The 15,046-nt window shown below is 63.7% G+C and carries 17 protein-coding genes; 7 read left to right on the plus strand and 10 right to left on the minus strand.

What is annotated here, in order from left to right:
• The first annotated feature begins 67 nt into the window (after positions 1–67).
• The 6 genes from NCT05_RS10755 (at position 68) to NCT05_RS10780 (ending at position 4,877) form a co-directional block, all read left to right on the plus strand.
• A complete protein-coding gene (locus NCT05_RS10755; RefSeq protein WP_239295366.1) occupies positions 68–1,030 on the plus strand; it encodes a UDP-2,3-diacylglucosamine diphosphatase in 963 nt (320 codons plus the stop codon).
• 29 nt (positions 1,031–1,059) lie between these two features.
• Positions 1,060–2,091: a glycosyltransferase family 4 protein gene (locus tag NCT05_RS10760; RefSeq protein ID WP_034473050.1), complete on the plus strand. Its 1,032-nt coding sequence runs from the start codon at positions 1,060–1,062 to the stop codon at positions 2,089–2,091.
• On the plus strand, positions 2,088–2,642 hold the full coding sequence (locus tag NCT05_RS10765) for a diacylglycerol kinase (RefSeq protein WP_250502239.1): 555 nt from the start codon (positions 2,088–2,090) through the stop codon (positions 2,640–2,642). The genes NCT05_RS10760 and NCT05_RS10765 overlap by 4 nt, the downstream gene beginning before the upstream one ends.
• 144 nt (positions 2,643–2,786) lie before the next feature.
• Positions 2,787–3,533: a TetR/AcrR family transcriptional regulator gene (locus tag NCT05_RS10770; RefSeq protein ID WP_008341915.1), complete on the plus strand. Its 747-nt coding sequence runs from the start codon at positions 2,787–2,789 to the stop codon at positions 3,531–3,533.
• The gene (locus tag NCT05_RS10775) at positions 3,534–4,118 is read left to right on the plus strand and encodes an LOG family protein (RefSeq protein ID WP_244807439.1); all 585 of its coding nucleotides are present in this window, start codon (positions 3,534–3,536) and stop codon (positions 4,116–4,118) included.
• Between the two features lie 12 nt (positions 4,119–4,130).
• The gene (locus NCT05_RS10780) at positions 4,131–4,877 is read left to right on the plus strand and encodes an SDR family oxidoreductase (RefSeq protein WP_008341918.1); all 747 of its coding nucleotides are present in this window, start codon (positions 4,131–4,133) and stop codon (positions 4,875–4,877) included.
• On the opposite strand, the gene NCT05_RS10785 is transcribed toward NCT05_RS10780, so the two are convergent.
• The 10 genes from NCT05_RS10785 to sugE all read right to left on the minus strand — a co-directional run bounded on the left by NCT05_RS10785 (position 4,878) and on the right by sugE (position 13,333).
• Positions 4,878–5,753 carry a DUF5672 family protein gene (locus tag NCT05_RS10785; protein WP_034473046.1) on the minus strand — a complete coding sequence of 292 codons (876 nt, stop codon included), beginning with the start codon at positions 5,751–5,753 and terminating at the stop codon, positions 4,878–4,880.
• Positions 5,754–5,813: 60 nt separating this feature from the next.
• The gene (locus NCT05_RS10790; RefSeq protein WP_250502240.1) at positions 5,814–6,011 is read right to left on the minus strand and encodes a hypothetical protein; all 198 of its coding nucleotides are present in this window, start codon (positions 6,009–6,011) and stop codon (positions 5,814–5,816) included.
• Positions 6,012–6,057: 46 nt separating this feature from the next.
• Entirely contained in the window at positions 6,058–6,492 is a 435-nt protein-coding gene (locus NCT05_RS10795) for a S8 family peptidase (RefSeq protein WP_075583547.1), read from the minus strand.
• A gap of 178 nt (positions 6,493–6,670) precedes the next feature.
• Complete coding sequence (locus NCT05_RS10800) at positions 6,671–7,546, minus strand: DUF5672 family protein (RefSeq protein WP_250502241.1); 876 nt, start codon at positions 7,544–7,546, stop codon at positions 6,671–6,673.
• Positions 7,547–7,736: 190 nt separating this feature from the next.
• Complete coding sequence (locus NCT05_RS10805; protein WP_250502242.1) at positions 7,737–8,315, minus strand: DUF924 family protein; 579 nt, start codon at positions 8,313–8,315, stop codon at positions 7,737–7,739.
• Positions 8,316–8,317: 2 nt separating this feature from the next.
• Positions 8,318–9,049 (minus strand): alanyl-tRNA editing protein, encoded by a 732-nt coding sequence (locus NCT05_RS10810; protein ID WP_008341926.1) that lies wholly within the window; start codon positions 9,047–9,049, stop codon positions 8,318–8,320.
• 82 nt (positions 9,050–9,131) lie between these two features.
• A complete protein-coding gene (locus NCT05_RS10815) occupies positions 9,132–9,545 on the minus strand; it encodes a group II truncated hemoglobin (protein ID WP_008341927.1) in 414 nt (137 codons plus the stop codon).
• A 17-nt stretch (positions 9,546–9,562) separates the two neighbouring features.
• A complete protein-coding gene (locus tag NCT05_RS10820) occupies positions 9,563–12,079 on the minus strand; it encodes an ABC transporter permease (RefSeq protein WP_409014117.1) in 2,517 nt (838 codons plus the stop codon).
• A gap of 71 nt (positions 12,080–12,150) precedes the next feature.
• The gene (locus NCT05_RS10825; protein WP_008341929.1) at positions 12,151–12,780 is read right to left on the minus strand and encodes a DUF4126 domain-containing protein; all 630 of its coding nucleotides are present in this window, start codon (positions 12,778–12,780) and stop codon (positions 12,151–12,153) included.
• 232 nt (positions 12,781–13,012) lie between these two features.
• On the minus strand, positions 13,013–13,333 hold the full coding sequence (gene sugE, locus NCT05_RS10830; protein ID WP_008341930.1) for a quaternary ammonium compound efflux SMR transporter SugE: 321 nt from the start codon (positions 13,331–13,333) through the stop codon (positions 13,013–13,015).
• A gap of 244 nt (positions 13,334–13,577) precedes the next feature.
• Here sugE and NCT05_RS10835 point away from each other — a divergent pair, with 244 nt between their 5' ends.
• The gene (locus NCT05_RS10835; RefSeq protein ID WP_244807443.1) at positions 13,578–15,035 is read left to right on the plus strand and encodes a cytochrome ubiquinol oxidase subunit I; all 1,458 of its coding nucleotides are present in this window, start codon (positions 13,578–13,580) and stop codon (positions 15,033–15,035) included.
• The last annotated feature ends 11 nt before the right edge of the window (positions 15,036–15,046 follow it).

A 15,046-nucleotide genomic window follows, 5' to 3' on the forward strand; every position in this document is an offset into this window, starting at 1 on the left:
TAAGAACTTCTCGTGACTGTCACGGCTCGGTCACGGCCGGAAGGCGTAATGCGCATACCGAAACCCGATGCGCGAGCCAATGGCCTTCAACTCGTCCGCCCGACCGGCAATCGACCCGCCCTCTCCCTTCAGCTTCAGCAATAGCGAACTGCGCACCGGTCCCTTCGCGCTGCGATCGGAGTCCACGGAATCGTTCGGGTCCGAATCCGCGTCGCCGGGCCAGCACGACGGCATCGCCGATTCTGGCGGAGAGCCGCATCGATACCGCACGATCTGGCTGTCCGATATCCACCTCGGCTCGGGCGGCTGCCAGGCGCCGTATCTGCTCGATTTCCTGCGGCACCACGAGTCGGAGTATCTGTATCTCGTCGGCGACATCATCGACGGATGGCAGCTTCGCAAAGGCTGGTTCTGGCCGCAGGCGCACAACGACGTCGTGCAGAAAATCCTGCGCAAGGCGCGAAAGGGCACGCAGGTCGTGTACATCCCGGGCAATCACGACGAAGCGGCGCGCCAGTTCTGCGATCTCGCGTTCGGCGACATCCACGTTCGCGGCGAAGCCTTTCACACGACGCTCGCGGGCAAGCGTCTATGGATCGTGCACGGCGATCTCTTCGATGGCGTGATCCAGCACGCCAAATGGCTCGCCTATCTCGGCGACACCGCCTACACGATGATCCTGCTGCTCAACCGCTGGTTCAATCGCGTGCGCACGAAGCTCGGCTTCAACTACTGGTCGCTGTCGCAATACCTGAAGCATCAGGTCAAGAACGCGGTGAACTTCATCTCGCAGTTCGAGCGCGTGATGACCGACGAAGCGCGCCGCCGCGGCTGCGACGGCGTCGTGTGCGGGCACATCCACAAGGCCGAAATCCGCGACATCGACGGCATTCTCTACTGCAACGACGGCGACTGGGTCGAGAGTCTCTCGGCGCTCGTCGAAACCTACGACGGCGAACTGAAAATCGTCTACTGGACGGTGATGCGCTCGCCGGAAGCGCGGCCGGCGAAAGCACGCGCGACCGTCTGACCACGAACGAACCAACGGGGCCAAAGCCGATGAAGATCATGATCGTTACCGACGCATGGGAACCGCAGGTCAACGGCGTCGTGCGCACGCTCACGCAGACGACGAAGGAACTCACCGCGCTCGGACATCGCGTGGAATTGCTCACGCCGCTCGAGTTCAGAACGATTCCCTGCCCGACCTATCCGGAGATTCGCCTGTCGCTGATGCCGGGACAGCGCGTCGCGAGCCGCATCGACGCGTTCGGGCCGGACGCGCTGCACATCGCCACCGAAGGTCCGCTCGGACTCGCGGCGCGCGCGTATGCGCTGCGTCACAAGCTGCCGTTCACGACCGCGTACCACACGCGCTTTCCGGAGTATGTGAAGGCGCGCTTCGGCATCCCGCTCGCGCTGACGTATCGCTTCCTCCACTGGTTCCACAAGGGCTCGCAGGCGGTGATGGCGCCGACGCCCGTCGTCAAGAGCGATCTCGAAAAATACGGCTTCACCAATGTCGTGCTGTGGACGCGCGGCGTCGATCTCGACATCTTTCATCCGATGGAGTCGAAGGTGCTCAACACGGCGCGGCCGATCTTTCTGTACGTCGGGCGCGTGGCCGTGGAAAAGAACGTCGAGGCGTTTCTCAAGCTCGATCTGCCCGGCTCGAAGTGGGTCGCGGGCGAAGGTCCGGCGCTCGCGGAGCTGAAGTCGCGCTATACGAACGTCAACTATCTGGGCGTGCTGTCGCAGCCGGAGCTCGCGAAGGTCTACGCGGCGGCGGATGTCTTCGTGTTCCCCAGCAAGACCGATACTTTCGGCCTCGTGCTGCTCGAAGCGATGGCCTGCGGCACGCCGGTCGCGGCCTATCCGGTGACGGGCCCGATCGACGTGCTCGGCGAAAACGGCCCCGGTGCGCTCGACGACGACCTTCACGAAGCCTGCCTGCAGGCGCTGAAAATCGAACGCGCCGATGCCCGCGCGTGGGCCGAACGCTTCTCGTGGCGCGCGGCCTCGGAGCAGTTCGCATCGCATCTGCGCCAGTTCGGGCCGCGCGCCGCGAGCTCGGACCGGGCAGCGGCATGACGCGACACGCCGTGGCGCAGGAACGGGCCGAAGCGAACGCGCGAGGCGCATCGTCCGCGACGGCCCGCGCGCGCGATCCCTTCGACGATGACCCCGAAGACATCGACGAAACGTCCGCGCAGCCGCCCGAGCCGCTCGGCCCCGACGACCTGCCCTTCAATCCGTACAAGGGCAACCGCGGCTTCACGCGCGCGTGGCACGCGATGAAAAATTCGCTGTACGGTTTTCGCGTCGCGATTCGCGAGGAAAGCGCGTTTCGTCAGGAATTGACGCTCGCCGCGATCCTGTTGCCGTGCAGCCTTTTCGTGCCGGTCGCGCCCGTCGAGCGCGCGGCGCTGATCGCGTCCGTGCTGCTGGTGCTGATCGTCGAGTTGCTGAATTCGAGCGTCGAGGCGGCCATCGACCGGATATCGCTCGAACGTCACGAGTTGTCAAAGCGCGCGAAGGATTTCGGCAGCGCCGCGGTGATGGTCGCGCTCGGCGTCTGCGTCATTACCTGGGGTCTGATTCTTTGGCCGTTTGCATCCGCTTGGCTCGCGCGTATCTTATAAAAGAGAATTCGTGCGCTCAAAGCTCGCGTCCGTGCCGCAGAACGACCGGTTTATAATCGTCCGATATTCTCAAAAATAGCAACGGAAGCGGCCGCGCGAACGCTCATCCCGAGCCCTCGCGGCCCGATCCCAAGGTCGGACGACATGGAAGCCAAACCACCCCGCCGCACCCGCGAACGGATACTCGAGCTGTCGCTGAAGTTGTTCAACGATATCGGCGAGCCGAACGTCACCACGACGACGATCGCCGAGGAGATGGAAATCAGTCCGGGCAACCTGTACTACCATTTCCGCAACAAAGACGACATCATCAACAGCATCTTCGCGCAGTTCGAGCAGCAGATTCAGAAGCGTCTGCGCTTTCCGGACGATCATCGCCCGACGATCGACGAGATGTGGTCGTATCTGCAATACATGGCGGATTTCTTGTGGACTTACCGCTTCCTGTATCGCGACCTGAACGATCTGCTCGCGCGCAACCGCACGCTCGAAACGCACTTCAAGCAGATCATCACGCACAAGGTGCACTTCGCGAGCCAGTTGTGCGAGGCGCTCGTGGCCGATCAGGAAATGGTCGCGACGCCCGAGGAGATCAAGGTGATCGCGACGAACATCGGCGTAATCGCGACGTACTGGCTGTCGTATCAGTACGTGATGAATCCGCGCAAGTACAACGATCAGGAAGCGATCCGCACGGAACTGCATCAGGCGAGCCTGCATATCATCTCGATCATGGCGCCGTATCTGCGCGGACGCTCGCGTCAGCTCTTCGACGATCTCGTTTCCGGTAAGCTGCCAAAGCGCGAGTATGCGGATTTCCTGCCGCCGCGCGAAGACGCGTCCAACGCATCGAACGCGTCGAAGACCGAAATACCGAAGGATTCCAGATAAATGAAGGCAGTTTGTGTTTATTGCGGCTCCGCGACCGGCGCCCGCCCCGTCTATGCCGAAGCGGCCAAGGCATTCGGCCGCGCGCTCGTTGAAAACGATCTCTCGCTCGTCTACGGCGGCGGCCGCGTCGGGCTGATGGGACTCATCGCCGATGAAGTGCTCGCCGCGGGCGGACGCGCCGTCGGCGTGATTCCCGAGTTGCTGCTCGCGAAGGAAGTGGGCCACACGGATCTCACCGAATTGCACGTCGTGCCCGACATGCACGAGCGCAAGAAGAAGATGGCCGATCTGTCGGACGCGTTCGTCGCGATGCCGGGCGGCGTCGGCACGTTCGAGGAGTTTTTCGAGGTCTACACGTGGGCGCAGCTCGGCTATCACCAGAAGCCGGTCGGCTTGCTCGACGTGAACGGCTACTACGATCCGCTCATGGCGATGCTGCGTCATACGGTCGACGAAGGCTTCATGCGCGAGGCGTATCTGGATTTCATTCAGGTCGCAGCCGAACCCGGCGAGATGATCGCAAAGCTGAAGACCTACACGCCGCCCGCGATCGACAAGTGGTCCGAAAAACGTAACGCCGTCTGAGGAGCGGAACCGATGTCGAAAGTGATCCTGATTACGGGGGCAAGCCGCGGCATCGGCCGCTCGGCTGCGGTGCTCGCGGGCGCGCGCGGCTGGTCGGTCGGCGTCAACTACGCGTCGAACGCCGCGGCCGCCGATGACACCGTCGCGGCCGTCGTTGCGGCGGGCGGCAAGGCCATCGCGATTCCCGGCGACGTCAGCGACGAAGCCGCGATCATCGCGATGTTCGACGCGACGGAGAAAGCCTTCGGCAAGATCGATGGCGTCGTGAACAACGCGGGCATCGTCGCGCCCGGTTCGATGCTCGCGGACATGGATATCGCGCGCATGAAGCGCATCTTCGACATCAACGTGCTCGGTGCGTATCTCTGCGCGCGCGAGGCGGCGCGGCGCATGTCGACTTCGCGCGGCGGCAAGGGCGGATCGCTCGTGAATGTATCGTCGGCGGCGGCGCGGCTCGGCGGGCCGAACGAGTACGTCGATTACGCGGGATCCAAAGGTGCGATCGACACGCTCACGATCGGGCTGTCGAAGGAACTCGGGCGCGAAGGCGTGCGCGTGAACGCGATTCGCCCCGGGCTCATCGATACCGACATCCACGCGAGCGGCGGCAAGCCGGATCGCGCGCACGTACTTGGCGTGCAGACGCCGATCGGACGCGCGGGCACCGCCGATGAAGTCGGCGAATCGATCGTATGGCTGTTGTCGGATGCGTCGTCGTATGTGACGGGCGCGATTCTGGACGTGTCGGGCGGGCGTTGATCACGCAGGCTCTGGCATGAACTCGAGCCGATAACCGCGCTCCTCGAGCATCTTGACCACAGGCGGCTCCAGCGGATGTTCGTCGATGTGGCGCCGCGTCGCGCCATAACGCACGACCGGCGGATCGATGCTGGCAAGACGCCGCCATGAACCGTGCATGCCGAATACAGCGTGAAGGTTCACGCCGATGTGACTGAGCGCGGCATGTTCGAAACCGAAACGCGCCGCGACTTCGAGCGGCGCGAACCGCAGACCCACGGCTTCCAGCTCGGGACGCAACATGCAGGTGAGTTGCACGTCTTCATGCGTGGCGTCGTTGAACCAGCTCATGGCGATCGGCTCGGAATCGCTGACGTCGGGCGGCGGGACCACCATCCGGATGTGCGGATGATCGACCAGCGCACGAAGCATGCGACGGCTACGGAGACTGAAGCCTCCGTTGAGCACCGGAATCACGACGGAGTCCGGGTTCTCGAGATCGCCGTACCAAGAAAAATCCTTCTTCCAGTAAATGCCTTCGGGTCTGTCGACGCGCGCGAGGTGTCCGGGCGCGCCGATATAGTCGTATTCGAGGAATTCATCGGTCCAGTTCGACGCGTCGAGCAGCCAGCCGTCTTCCTGGACGATCAGCACGTACTCCGTTTCGACCATGCGCCACAACGCGAACATCATGAAAAGGCTGTATTCCTTGAAGCTCAGCGGCGCGATGGCACGGTGACGAATGTCCGGCGGAAGATTGCCGGGTGCGGACGGGCTTAGAAGCAAGGCGGAAGCGCCGGGCATTTGCCGGCGGGAGAATTCGAGCGCCAGCGCCGCGCCGTGGGCGTCGTTCAGTCCGGTCACGGAGACCAGAGTGATGTTGCTGAAATCGGGCATGAAACACGTCGGATGATAAGGATGCCGAGCGATTCTAAATCACTGGCATTCGACGCCATCTCAAAAGGCTGGGTCATTCATCGACGCGCATTTGGCGGCGAGAATATGGTTTTGACGGGGAAAGTGCGCGATCACTTTCGATGAAGCGAGCAAATCGATCGGGTGGCTGATGTCGCATATGTCGTTATTGACACCGAACTCAGGCGCGCGGCAACTGTTCAGATCGTTGCAAAGGCCCGCGGCAGGCGAGCCTTCCATTCATACTCGACGACGTCTCGAGCGCGTAACAGCGGGATCTGCCCTGTCAGCTTCGTTTGATCGCCAGGATGCTCTCAACGGCCTTCCGGGCATTGATGAGACCCGCGCCACAACCCTCCGGACACTGTGCGGCCATCGATGTCGCCGTTGAAGTCAGGGCGGACTTTATCTCGTCGACGGTCGCCCCAGGGTTCGCCTCAAACATGAGTGCAATCACTCCTGCTACGTGCGGAGTTGACTGCGATGTGCCACTCAATATCGAAAACATGGAGTTGGATGCGGGAACGGTCTTACCTGTATCGATGGTCGAGATGATCGATCCGCCGGGGGCCATCACAGTGACCGGCGGCCCGTAATTCGAGAATACAGCACGATTGCCACCGGAATCCGTTGCACCAACAGTGACGATCCCGTTGCAGTTCCCAGGCTGCTGCGTCGAAACTTCCCCCTTGCCGTTAGGCCCGTTTCCGGAAGCAGTCACTCATTATTCGGATACCTTATTTAATTCGTATCCTTAATTTAACCGACCGTAAAACTGAACATTGCACCCAGATACTATGCGACCATGCCACCCTCCTCTGTCGATGATGAGTTCCCGAAAACCTCCCTAGCGTCATCGTCTGGGGGCGATGTCTTCCAGTGCGTCGCCCTATGCCTGCTCACTCCGCAGCGAACGTTACGCGATACCCGCGCGCCTCCAACATACGCACGACATCCATTTCCCGGAATGCCCGCTGTGCCAAACTGCGTTTGACTTTGTACTCCACGCTCGGTGGATCGATGCTGACCAGACGGCGCCAGGAAGCGTGATGGCCGAAAAGGTCCATGAAATCGGCATCGCCATAGATAGGACCGGAATCTTCGACTGCAAAGCGCTTGCACAAATCGAGCGGAGCGTACTTGATCCCGACCGCCTCGAGTTGCGGACGCAAAGTGGCAGTCAGTTGCACGTCTTCATTGGGTGCGCGATTACTCCAGCGCATGCGAAATTCGCTGTTATCGAGTAATTCCGGCCGCGGAATCTCAACCTTGATTTCCGGATGATCCATCAATGCGCGCAACATGCGCCTGCTGCGCAGGCTGAAGCCTCCATTCAAAACAGGCCGCACGACATGGCCCGGACGATCTATCCGATCGCGCCATTTGAAGTGTGAAATCCACTCGGTACCGGCGGCCGATTCGACGCACGCCTGATGAACGGGTGCCCCTATGTAGTCGTAGTCGAAGAATTCGTCACGCCAGTTATTGCCGTCCAGAACCCAGCCATCAGCCTGCAAGACGAGCGCGAAATCGGTGTCGATCAGCTTCCAAAGCGCAAACATCACGAACCAGCTGTATTCGTGGTAGTTCGTGGGAGCGATCTTGCGGTGCGCGATTCCTTCAGGCAGCCCGCGCGGCGAATTCGGGCTGCAAAGTAATGCGCGCGCGCCTGGCATTTGTCTGCGACTCAATTCCAGCGCTGGAACGGCGCGCGTGGCGTCCTGCAAACCTGTTACGGAAACCAAAGTAATTCGATTAAAGTTCGCGCGCGTCATGCTGTTGCGATGGTCCGATATATGAATAGTGCCTTGATACAGCGGTATTCATATTAGGGGCGCATCGCTCATGCATCAATAGAACTAATCGGAAAACGGATCGTCAACGACCAATGTCAATCCGTTCGATCGACGATGTGACGCGGGCTTCCTCACGTAAAAGGGATGCGGCACACGCTTCGCCCGTGGCTCAAAACCCGCCATGCGCCGCCAGCCACGCTTCCTCATCGGCGCGCATTTCGCGTCCGAGAATTCGATTGCGATGCGGAAAGCGTCCGAAGCGCTCGACCACTTCCGCGTGCTCCAGCGCCGATTCATGGAAGCTCGAAACGCCGGTCTCTTCTTTCAGCTTTGCGAATAAGCGCAGCGCCTCGCGCTGGCTCTCCATCGATTCATCGTGCTCGAACGGCATGTACGCGAACGCGCGATGGTACGCACTCGGCAAGCGCAGATCGTCGCCGCGCTCGACCAGCGTCTTCGCCAGCGCGAGCGCACGCGCATCGCCCGCAAACGCGCGCGGCGTGTTCCGATGACAGTTGCGCGAAAACTGATCGATGAGCACGATCAGCGCAAGCGTGCCGAGCGGCGTGCTTTCCCACTCGCGCAAGCCGCCCGCGTGCGCCTCGTCGAGCAGCGCGCCGAAACGTTCGGCGAGCAGCGAATCGAAGGCGCGCTTCTTCTTCCACCACAGCTTGCGATCCTGACCGAATTCCGCTGAACCGGGCGCGCCGAACCAGAGATCGAGCACGGCCTGAGCGCGCGGATCCATGCTCAGACGAGTTCCAGCACCAGTCGCCGCGTGCGCGCGCTCTTTTTCTCCAGCTTCGCGATGCGCAACTCGCCGATCTCCTCCGTGTTGCGCACATGCGTGCCGCCGCACGGCTGCAGATCGACATTCTCGATGCGCAAGAGACGCACGCGGCCGAGGCCCGTCGGCGGCTTCACGCTCATCGTGCGGACGAGCTCGGGACGCGCGGCCATTTCATCGTCGGTGATCCATTCGGTCTGCACGCCGTGCGCGCCGCCGATCAGCGCGTTGAGCTTCGCTTCGACGGCTTCGCGCTCGATCGGCTCGACCGTCGCGAGATCGAGCCGCGCGTATTCCGTCGTGATGCTGCAGCCGTCGACGGGATACGGCAGCACCGCGCAGATCAGATGGCTCGCCGTATGCAGCCGCATGCGCCGGTAACGCTGCGCCCAGTCGATCTCCGCGCTCACCTTGTCGCCGGTTTTCAGCTTCGCAAGCGCATCCTCCTGACCGGGCGCGGGAACGTGAACCGCGTCATCCGGCGTTGCGCCTTCGAACTTCGCCTTGCGCGTATCGGCGATCGCGATGACCGTCCCGTCCGCGAGCGTCAGCGTGCCGGCATCGCCCGCCTGGCCGCCGCCGAGCGGATAGAACACGGTTTGATCGAGGTGGATGCCCTGCTCGTCGATGGCGGTGACGGTCGCGTCGCAACGCGTTTGATAAGCGTCCTCGCGAAAGAGTGCGCGTGTGCTCATGGTCGTGCTTCCTTGCGATGAGGCGAAAAAGCCGATGATGCATCAGCCGCGCCCCGCCTGAACCGGTACAAAAGAAAGCGAATCAACCGGGACGGTTGCGCATCCAGTCGGCGGTATCGAAGAACGAAGTGAGCAGCCGCTCGCGCAAGGATGCGTCGATGCCGATGTCTTCCATCGCCCACGCCATGCAGCGCAGCCATTGATCGCGCTCGCTCGATGCAATCGCGAACGGCAGATGCCGCGCCCGCAAACGCGGGTGACCGAAGCGGCTGATGTAGTGATCCGGCCCGCCCATCCAGCCGCACAGGAACCAGAACGTCTTGTCGCGCGAATTGTCGAGCGTCGGCGGATGCAGCGCGCGGATGCCCGCGAACTCCGGCTCGAGGTCCATCAGATCATAGAAACGGTCGACGAGCGCGCGCACGCGCTCTTCGCCGCCGACCAGCTCGAAAGCGGTCGGCTTTTGCACATCGTCTTCGGGATTGACGTCGGTCATTGCTCTGATTCGAAAAACTACGCGTCGCGCAGCGATTGCAGCGCGGGGCGCGCCAATACGCGCCGCAGGCTCAGCCAGCCGCCGAGCCCCGCGCACGCGACGCCCGCGACGATGCCCACCGGCACGAGCCACGGATTGAAATCGATATGAAACTCGAACACGCGCGCCGCCAGCACATAGCCGATGCCCTGCGCGCCGACCGCGGCCATCAGCCCGGACAGCGCGCCCACGGCGACGAACTCGGCGACCTGCACCGAGCGGATCTGTCCGTGCGACGCGCCGAGCGCGCGCAACAGCGCCGATTCGCGCACGCGTTCGTCGCGCGTGCCGGCAAGCGCCGCGTAGAGCACGAGCACGCCCGCCGCGAGCGTGAAGAGGAACAGGAACTGCACCGCGCCGATCACCTGCGCGAGCGTGCGATGAATCTGCGCGAGAATCGGCGCGATATCGATCGCCGTCACGTTCGGATAACGCGCGACGAGCCCGTCGATCACGCGTTGCTCGTCCGCCGGCAGATGAAAGCTCGTGATGAAGGTCGCGGGAAGATCGGCGAGCGCGTCGGGCGGCAGCAGCACGAAGAAGTTGACCTTGAACGAATTCCAGTCGACCTTGCGCACGCTCGTCACCGGCGCTTCGACCGGCAGTCCGGCGACGTCGAAACGCAGCACGTCGCCCATCTTCACGCGGATCGTCTTCGCGATGCCCTCTTCGATCGACACCTGCGGCTTGCCGTCTTTGCCGAACCACGCGCCTTGCGTGACGCGGTTATCGCCCGGCAGTTCGGTCGTGTACGACAGATTGAATTCGCGATCGACGAGGCGCTTCGCGTCGGCACGGTCGTAGTTGTCCGGATTCACAGCCTTGCCGTTGATGGCGACGAGACGCGCGCGCACCATCGGCGAAAGCGCGGCGTCGGGCTGGCCGTGCGTGTGCAGATAGTCGAGCACGCCGGCGCGCTGGTCCGGCTGAATGTCGATGAGAAACTGATTCGGCGCGTCGGGCGGCGTCGCGTCGCGCCAGCCCTTGATGAGATCGTTGCGCGTCATGCCGATGAGCAGCAGACACATCAGCCCGATGCCGAGCGCGGTGATTTGCAGCGCGCTCGACCCGCTGCGCCGCTCCAGCGACGCAAGCGCATAACGCCAGCCGACGCCCGCGCGGCTGCGCTCCCGCCGCACGAAGCGCGCCGCCGCCCAGAGCGCCGCGCGCGCGATCGCGCCGAACACGAGCAGGCCCGCCGCGAAACCGCCCGCGACGATGCCGCCGAGCTTCAACTCGCCCGCCGCGACGATCAAAAGCGCCGCGAACAGAAGCACGCCGACGCCATACGCGGCATGGGCGACGCGTTGCGCATCGCCAAGCTCGCGCCGGATGACATGCACCGGCGGCACGCGCGTGATCGGCAGAAGCGGCGGCAGCGCGAAGCCGAGCAGCAGCACGAGCCCCATCGCGACGCCTTGCAGCGCGGGCCAGACGCTCGGCTGCGGCAGTTCGACATCGACGAGCGAGCCGAGCCAGTTCAGCAGCACGAGATGCCCGCCGAAACCGAGCACGACGCCCGCCGCGCTGCCGATCAGGCCGATCGCCAGAAATTCGTTCAGGAAGAGCGCGCGCAGCGTGCGCTGGCTGACGCCGAGACAGCGCATCGCGGCGCAGCCGTCGAGATGACGCCGCGCGAAACGATGCGCCGCCATCGCGATCGCGACCGCCGCGAGCAGCGCCGTCAACAGCGACACCAGCGTGAGGAAGTGGCTCGCGCGATCGATCGTCTGGCGCACTTGCGGCTGGCCGTCGGAGAGCGATTCCAGCGCGACGCCGCGCAGCTTGCCGCCATCGACGTTCTCGCGCGCGAACTTCGCGAACTGCTCGACCTGGCTGTCGGAACCGGCGACGAGCAGGCGATACGTCACGCGGCTGCCGTAGCCGATGAGTCCCGTGGCGGCGATTTCGTCGGCGCGCATCATCAGGCGCGGCGAGAAGTTGACGAACGAGAAGCCGCGATCCAGTTCGCGCGTGATGACGCCCGCGACCGTGAACGTGCGCGTGCCGACTTTCACCGTGCCGCCGACCTTCGTCTTGAGCGCATCGAGCAAGGCGGCGTCGACCCAGACGGTGCCGGGCGCGGGAATGCCGTGCGCGGGCGCATCGGCGGCGTCGACGGCGGGCGCGATGCGCAGCGCGCCGCGCAACGGATAGCCCTGCGTCACGCCCTTGATCGCCGCGAGGCGCGAGAGCGGCTGCGCGGACGTCGAACTGATCATGCTCGGGAAAATCGTCGTGCCCGCCGTCTCGAGTCCGAGCGATTTCGCTTGCGTTGCGAACATCGGATCGACGGGATGATCGGCGCGCACGACGAAATCGGCGGCGATCATCTGGCGTCCGTCGCGCGCGAGCCCTTGGCGCATGCGATCCGCGAGAAACCCGACGCTGGAGAGCGCCGCCACCGCCAGCACCAGCGCGAGCAGCAGCATCGTGAGCTCGCCCGCGCGCCAGTCGCGGCCGGTCATGCGCCACGCCTGACGCATCGTCTGCATGAAACCGAGCGTGATGTGCGGATGCGAATGTCCTGCCTTACGTGCGGCCTGATCGTTCCTGAATGCGGTGCTCAATCGTGCTTGCTCCGCAGCCGGTTCATCCGATGTTCCGAGCTCGGCAGCATGTGCTTGGCCATGCGCGACACCCCGCCGTGCACGCCGCGCGCGAGCCTCGGCAGCGCCCAGCCCGCCAGCACCAGAAACGCGAGAAGCAGCACGAGAAACAGCAGCGGCACGAAGAGCGCGAGCGCGATGCCGGTGACCGCGCCGACATCCTCGGTCGCCGACGCCGCCCAGTTCGACACCGGCTCCGGCGACAGATTGATGAGCGCCCGCGTGCCCGCCTTCGCGAAATGCGATGCACCGGCGAGCGTGCCGCCCGCGAGCGCGGCGATGGTGAGCATGGCGGGATCGGCGTGGCCGAGGGAGCCGGCGGCGAGCACCGCGCCCGCCGGAATGCGGATGAACGTGTGCACCGCGTCCCACAGGGAATCGAAGGCGGGAATTTTATCGGCGAGAAATTCGACGACCGCGAGCACGCCCGCGACGCCGATCACCCACGGCGAGCCGAGCACCGCAAGCGAATCCGGCAGGTGAACGATTCCCATGCGCTGGAACATGCCGGCGATGAAAACAGTGAGATACAGGCGCAGCCCGCTCGCCCATGACAGGCCCGCTGCGAGCGAAAGTGACTCAAGCATTGCCGTCTCCCTAATGCTGCCTGCCGCCGGCGTTCGCCGCTACGGGACGATTTGCCGATTGAAAAGAGCGGTCTTTGCGGCAGATGCCGGAAGAAGCCGCCTACATCCGCGAAGATAGGATGAAAAAGCGCAAAACGTTGCGCTCAGACAAATGCGGATGACCTCGAACCATTATATCCACGCAAATACGCGCGGTGCAGCACGGTTCAAGCGATTGGCGTTCCCGGCGCCCTCAGTGTCCTGACGAGAGCTTGAGCCCGATCAGCCCGGCGACGATCAGCACCGCGCTCAGGATGCGCGCCGCCGACAGCGCTTCGCCCATGAACACGATTCCGAAGACGAACGCGCCGACCGCGCCGATGCCCGTCCAAACGGCGTAGGCCGTGCCGAGCGGCAGTTGCTTCATGGCCATCGCGAGCAGGACGAAGCTGCCGAGCGCGGTGATGACGGTAAAGACGGACGGTCCGAGCCGGGTGAAGCCTTCGGACGATTTGAGACCGGCCGCCCAGGCGACTTCCAGCAGACCGGCGACGAAAAGAAGAATCCAGGACATCGAGCGACTCCCTTGAAAAATGGGGCCGTCCCCGACGAAACGATGCGCATGCGGTCGTCCGCATGGCTTAGGCGCGAAAGCCGAAGATTGTACCAAACGGGTGCATTCGCGGCACGCGCACGCGGCGCTTCGCCGCGCGGCGTGTGGTCGCGTTCCTTAAAACCATGCTATTAAGGAGAAAAGCGCCCGCGCGAGGCGCGCCTTTCGACACATCCGCTGCAAAAAGCCTGAACAAGGAGCGTTCATGGATGTCGACTCGGTCCTGCTCTCCCGCTTCCAGTTCGCGTGGGTCGTCGCCTTTCACATTCTGTTGCCGGCCTTCACGGTCGGTCTGTCGTGCTTCATCGCGACGCTCGAATTCAACTGGTGGATCACGAAGCGCGACGTCTATCGTCGCCTGTCGGCGTTCTGGCTGAAAATTTTCGCGGTGTCGTTCGGCATGGGCGTGGTGTCGGGCATCGTGATGCCGTTTCAGTTCGGCACCAACTGGAGCCGTTTTTCGGATGCGACCGCGAACGTCGTCGGCCCGCTGATGGGCTACGAAGTGCTGACGGCGTTCTTCCTCGAATCGGCGTTTCTCGGCGTGCTGCTCTTCGGGCGCAAGCTCGTGCCGCAGTGGGCGCATGTGATGTCGGCGATTTTCGTCGCGGCGGGCACCGTGATCTCGTCGTTCTGGATTCTCGCCGTCAATAGCTGGATGCAGACGCCGCAAGGCCACCGCGTCCTGCCGGACGGCCGCTTCGAAGTGGTGAGCTTCTTCGACGTGATCTTCACGCCGTCGTTTCCGTACCGGCTCGGGCACACGGTGAGCGCGTTTCTCGTGACGGCCGGCTTCGTGATTCTCGGCGTCGGCGCGATGTATCTGCGCCAGCGCCGCGCGCTCGAGGAAAGCCGCGTGATGGTGAAGATGTCGCTGATCTTTCTCATCATCATGGTGCCGGTGCAGATGGTGATCGGCGACGCGCATGGACTCAACACGCTCAAGCATCAGCCGGCCAAGCTCGCGGCGATGGAAGCGCTCTGGGAATCCGGCACGCGCGTTCCGGCCAATCTCTTCTCGATTCCCGATCAGGACGAGGAACGCAATCACTTCGAAATCTCGATTCCGGTGCTCGGCAGCATCTATCTGACGCACGACCCGAACGGCTACGTGCGCGGCCTCAAGGACTTTCCGCGCGAGGACCGGCCGCCCGTCGCGGTCGTGTTCTTCGCGTTTCACATCATGGTCGGCATCGCGCTGCTGATGTTCGCGCTCGTGCTGTGGGGCATCGTGCAGTTCGCGCGCGGGCGCATCGAGACGAGCACGCGCTGGCTGCGCGCGGCGACGTGGGCGATGCCGCTCGGCTTCATCGCGGTGATCGCCGGCTGGACGACGACCGAGGCCGGCCGTCAGCCGTGGACCGTCTACGGCATCCTGCGCACGAAGGATTCGGTGACGCCCTCGCTCACCGCCGCCGATGTCGGTCTCTCGTGGCTGCTCTATGTGCTCGCCTATCTCGTGATCTTCGGCGCGGGTTTGTTCCTGCTGCGGCGGCTGGTGCGCGTCGGGCCGGCCGAAGTCGGCCATGCGCACGAAAAGGACGAACTCGATACGAAGGCGCGCGCGGCGCGTCCGCTGTCGGCGGTATCGGCGGGCGCGAACGGCGCGACGCCCCGCGTGAGCGAGGACGACATCGTGCCGCCCGGCCGCGGACGCAAATAAGCAACGAACCG

The organism is Caballeronia sp. AZ7_KS35 (assembly GCF_023631045.1).
In the GTDB taxonomy this organism is placed as follows: domain Bacteria; phylum Pseudomonadota; class Gammaproteobacteria; order Burkholderiales; family Burkholderiaceae; genus Caballeronia; species Caballeronia zhejiangensis.

What these genes read in the sequence shown, in the direction of transcription:
- NCT05_RS10755 (WP_239295366.1), top strand. Translation starts at nt 68, where the DNA reads ATGCGCGAGCCAATGGCCTTCAACTCGTCCGCCCGACCGGCAATCGAC.
- NCT05_RS10760 (WP_034473050.1), top strand. Translation starts at nt 1,060, where the DNA reads ATGAAGATCATGATCGTTACCGACGCATGGGAACCGCAGGTCAACGGC.
- NCT05_RS10765 (WP_250502239.1), top strand. Translation starts at nt 2,088, where the DNA reads ATGACGCGACACGCCGTGGCGCAGGAACGGGCCGAAGCGAACGCGCGA.
- NCT05_RS10770 (WP_008341915.1), top strand. Translation starts at nt 2,787, where the DNA reads ATGGAAGCCAAACCACCCCGCCGCACCCGCGAACGGATACTCGAGCTG.
- NCT05_RS10775 (WP_244807439.1), top strand. Translation starts at nt 3,534, where the DNA reads ATGAAGGCAGTTTGTGTTTATTGCGGCTCCGCGACCGGCGCCCGCCCC.
- NCT05_RS10780 (WP_008341918.1), top strand. Translation starts at nt 4,131, where the DNA reads ATGTCGAAAGTGATCCTGATTACGGGGGCAAGCCGCGGCATCGGCCGC.
- NCT05_RS10785 (WP_034473046.1), bottom strand. Translation starts at nt 5,753, where the DNA reads ATGCCCGATTTCAGCAACATCACTCTGGTCTCCGTGACCGGACTGAAC.
- NCT05_RS10790 (WP_250502240.1), bottom strand. Translation starts at nt 6,011, where the DNA reads ATGGAAGGCTCGCCTGCCGCGGGCCTTTGCAACGATCTGAACAGTTGC.
- NCT05_RS10800 (WP_250502241.1), bottom strand. Translation starts at nt 7,546, where the DNA reads ATGACGCGCGCGAACTTTAATCGAATTACTTTGGTTTCCGTAACAGGT.
- NCT05_RS10805 (WP_250502242.1), bottom strand. Translation starts at nt 8,315, where the DNA reads ATGGATCCGCGCGCTCAGGCCGTGCTCGATCTCTGGTTCGGCGCGCCC.
- NCT05_RS10810 (WP_008341926.1), bottom strand. Translation starts at nt 9,049, where the DNA reads ATGAGCACACGCGCACTCTTTCGCGAGGACGCTTATCAAACGCGTTGC.
- NCT05_RS10815 (WP_008341927.1), bottom strand. Translation starts at nt 9,545, where the DNA reads ATGACCGACGTCAATCCCGAAGACGATGTGCAAAAGCCGACCGCTTTC.
- NCT05_RS10820 (WP_409014117.1), bottom strand. Translation starts at nt 12,079, where the DNA reads ATGCAGACGATGCGTCAGGCGTGGCGCATGACCGGCCGCGACTGGCGC.
- NCT05_RS10825 (WP_008341929.1), bottom strand. Translation starts at nt 12,780, where the DNA reads ATGCTTGAGTCACTTTCGCTCGCAGCGGGCCTGTCATGGGCGAGCGGG.
- sugE (WP_008341930.1), bottom strand. Translation starts at nt 13,333, where the DNA reads ATGTCCTGGATTCTTCTTTTCGTCGCCGGTCTGCTGGAAGTCGCCTGG.
- NCT05_RS10835 (WP_244807443.1), top strand. Translation starts at nt 13,578, where the DNA reads ATGGATGTCGACTCGGTCCTGCTCTCCCGCTTCCAGTTCGCGTGGGTC.